Below are 4,292 nucleotides of genomic sequence, written 5' to 3'. Positions count from 1 at the left end.
GACGTCGACGGCAAACCCTCACTCCTGGCCACCACGGTCTCCACGCACTACGCACGCCCCGGCCTGTCCTTCCCCGGCTCGACGGTGGAGGTGCGGCCGGACCGCTCCCGTCACGTCGTGCACCGGGGCGACTTCGAGGTCGAGACGATCGCGGGCAAGCACTACGTCCGCATGTACTCCGCGATCGTCAACCCCGAGTCGGTCACCCCCGATCCGAACAAGCGCGGCGCCGGCACCTCCAGGTACAAGGACATCCAGCAGGACCCCGCCACCGGAGAGGTCACGATCTCCTCGGGCAACGACACGGCGATGCTGTGGACCGGCGCCGGGCGTCCGCTGCGGGCGGTGCAGTGGCTGGCCAAGTACGAGCACACCGATCAGGGCAAGCCCGTTCACGACCAGCACCCCGAGTACGGCAAGGGCACATCCCAGCCGGTGCTGCGCTCGTTCCTGGTCCCCTACGACGCCTTCGCCAAGGTCACCGCGGAGACCAAGCTCGAGTCCTCTCCCGACCGCGTCCCCGGCACGGACACGGTCAACGTCGACCACACCGGTGACGCGAACCAGTTCGGCATCGGCTCCACCCACCGTGAAGACCTGGCCGCGCACGCCAAGCCGGGGTCGCTCACGACCTTCTCCAGTGCCGATTCCTACTTCAAGTCGGACGCGGCGGGTCGCAAGAACGACATCGCGGACCTCTACGAGCAGCTCGGGTTGCCGAAGGACTTCGACAGCACGGCGGCGGGTCGCAAGAACGACCCGTGGTTCAGCTGGACGCAGGACGGCAAGACCGGGAAGTGGACTCCGAACTTCCGCAACGACGCGACCGAGTTGCGCAACATCGCCACCCAGCTGCGCGAGTACGTCGCCACGCGCGAGCAGCTCGCGCAGGACCCGCAGGACCGCAAGCCGGACGCCCGGATCGAGACCGACGCGGACAGCTTCCCCGACTCCGAGGGCAACCGGCGTCCGCCCACCACGTCCCTGGACGCGCGCACGGCGCGGCTGAACGACTTCGTCAACACCGAGGGGCCCGGCAAGACCGCGGTGGCCAGCATCGCCGCAGCGGTGGTCTCCCCCGTCACGACGGCGTTGAACGATCACCTGAGCACTCGTACCGATCTGCCTCCGCTCGACCAGTTCCACACCAGGCGGGTGATGGGCGACTTCCGCTCGACGCTGGCCGGAGGTGTCGCTCAGGAGCTGGGCAAGAAGATCAACCAGAACAGGTCGATCACGTCTCTGGACGATCTGCGCAAGGCGGCCACCGAGGGGATCTCGGTGAACTCCGGGCCCAAGCAGTCGCTGGTCGAGGTGCTGGGTGCTGACGCGGTCATCGACAGGCACGTCGCGGACACGATGACCAGGGCCGAGCTGAGCGTCTTGGACGCCGACAGCAGGAGCAAGCTCGCGGAGTCGCTGCGCAACGACGTCACCGGGGCGGTGGAGCGGCAGCTGCAGAAGCTGACGTCGGTGCCCGATCCGGCGCCCAAGGCGAAGAGGCTTCTCGCCGACAAGCAGTTGCAGGCGTTGCAGAAGGACATCGCCGCCGATCTGAAGGCGAACGCGACGACGCCGTTCTCGGAGCTGAAGCTCGACGAGGCCGGGTTGAAGAACGCCATCGACAACCGGGTCATGAAGTCGGTGCTCAGGAAGACCCTGGACCAGTTCACCAAGCACGACCTGACGACGATGGACTCCGACGCGGTCCGCACGATCGCGCAAAACCAGCTGCCCGTTCTGGACAGGGGTCTGAAGACCGAGTTCAGCAAGAACCCGGCTCTGGTGCTGGTGGATCCGAAGTTCCGGCAGGAACTGGCCGCCGCGGTCACGGACAACGCGATCCGCGTGGCCGAGCAGAACCTGCCGGGTCTGACGATCGCTCCTGTCGATCCCGGCGCGGTAGACGCGTTCCTGGACAAGATCCCCGATCTGGCGACGCAGGCCGAGATCGGTGCGGTGCTGGCCTCGGACGTGGCGCGCATCCGCGTCGACTTCGACACCCGTGACACCACGCAGACGCCCTACGACAACGACTTCGCTTCTCTGCGGGACGGCGCTCCGCAGCGGAGCGCCGAGCAGCGGCAGTTCGGCGAGGAGCTGAGCGCGAAGCTCAACGACCGGAACAACCCGCCGTCCCCGGCCGCTCTGGTGAAGTCGCTCGCGGAGAAGTTCCCCGACCTGGAACCGAAGTTCCGCGAAATCGCCACCGAGAACCGCAAGACTCCCGACACCAGGTTCCGGGAGGAGGGCAGGGCGACCGGCTCGCCCTACACGTTCGACGAGCACGCCCAGATGGTGCTCGGCCAGTTCCAGAAGCTGACCAACGACGACTCCCCCGAGTCGCGGTTCATGCCCAAGGACGCACTGGCCAAGGCGATCCTGTTCCACGACATCGAGAAGAGCAACGCGAAGAACCAGTTCGGCGACGGCAAGGACGGTCACGACCGCGAGCCCGAGCACAAGCTCGGCGTGCAGACGATGGACCGCCACAAGGACCTGTGGCGTGACGCGCGCGAGTACGAGGCCGTCCGCGCGATGGTGGACTCCGACCCGTTCGGCTTCTACGTGCGCAAGATGCACGACGCCGACACCACGTTCGCGTTCCTCGACGACCTGGCGCACAAGATCGGCGACTCGCCCGACCAGCGCGGGACCGTCAGCCCGGACAACCTCCGCAAGTTCTTCGACGAGTTCCACCAGTACTACCAGGCCGACTTCAGCTCCTACACCACGGACGCCAGCTACGAAGCCGACGGCACCACGCACAACGGCCCCAACGCGTTCACCAAGCAGTTCAAGATCGACGAAGACGGCAAGATCCTCCGCACACCCGACGGCCGGCACTTCGAGTACAGCAAGGACGACGTCCGGGCACGGATGGACGCCCTGCGCGAGATGTTCGCCACGGACGAGAACATCCAGCACCACCGCGAACGCATCAGGGCCGAGCAGGAAGCCAAGATCGACCGGGAGCTGGGCCGCACCTCTGCGCCCGGCACGGATCCGAGCACCAGGGAGCGCGGTTCCGCGACCGACACGGCACCGGACACCGATCGCCGGACGGACGACTCCGGCACCAGCACGCCAGGGAACACCGCTCCCGACACCGACGACCTGTCCTACGTGCCCTTCGTGGACGACGACGGCTCGGTGATCGAGGTCGGCTACAAGGCCCTGGCCGACAAGAACGGCAACGTCGTCGGGATCGCCTTCCCCACGCGTGCCGGCGACGCCGAGTTCATGCAGGCCAGCGCGGAGAACCGGCAGGACTCCACCTACCGCCAGTACCCCGGCGCGGTACCCGACCGCGGCGGCAAGCCCGGCGACTGGGCCGACGTCGACTCACCCTGGGTGGGCAAGCCCTTCTACACCGACGGCCACGCCGGTGCCCGCGGCATCGACGTGCCCACCCTCAACGGCGTCAAGCCCCTGCGTGGCGACCAGATCGCCCGCATCGTCGACGCCACCGGGCTGATGGCCAAGGCCGGTGCCACCCCCGACACCCCCGTCGTCATGCTCCAGTGCGAGACCGCTACCACCCCCAACAGCACCGGCAAGAACGACACGACGACCCAGGCGGCCGCGTTCGCCGAGCAGATGCGCGCGCTGGGCCACCGCGGCGAGACCCACGCCGCGACGACGAAGGTCTACACCCACCGCACGCAGGGCTGGACCGGCGTCCGCGACGGTGGTGTCTTCCAGCAGTTCGGCACTCGACCCGGCGATGCCAACGGCAGCAACGGCAAGGCGACTCCTCCCCCCACCGACGACACGTCCGAACAGCGCACGGACACCGACGAGATCCTCGAACGTCCGCCGAACCCCGCGGGCAGGGACTACGTCCAGGACCCGGTGCGGCGCGCGGAGCTGTACGCGACCCGGCTGAGCACCGTGCTGAGCGCGACTCCGGTGGACATGCGGCAGGTCAACAACGCGCTCGCGGTGCTCGGCGGGGACCTGAACCAGGTCGCGGTGCTGGAGCGGGAGTTCCACGCCGTGCACGGCAGTTCCATCGCCGACGCCCTCAACGACGCGGTCCGCCGCCGGGCCCTGCCCAGCAGCCGGGTCTCCGACGTGCTGCGCGCGCTGGGCTACGAGAACGCCTTCTTCGCCAACCCGAACGCACAGCCGCCGACCCCCACGACCGCGGTGGCGCCGGGTGAGCTGGACGCGGTCATGGCCGATCCGAACAGCCGGACCGACGTGCAGGCCTTCACCCAGCACCTGCGGGACCTGATCGCCGGACGCCAGTCCGACGCGGCGCTGGCGCTGCTGGGTCAGCTCGGTCG

The 4,292-nt window shown here is 68.4% G+C and carries 1 protein-coding gene; it reads left to right on the top strand.

Features of this window, described 5'->3' with window-relative positions:
• Positions 1 to 4,292: hypothetical protein (locus IMZ35_RS30170; RefSeq protein ID WP_199444622.1), on the top strand; the 4,292-nt coding region annotated here is incomplete at both ends.

This window comes from Umezawaea beigongshangensis (assembly GCF_016464305.1).
In the GTDB taxonomy this organism is placed as follows: Bacteria; Actinomycetota; Actinomycetes; order Mycobacteriales; family Pseudonocardiaceae; genus Umezawaea_A; species Umezawaea_A beigongshangensis.
Note: the sequence above shows the minus strand (reverse complement) of the source record. Positions and strands in the feature narration are given on the sequence as shown.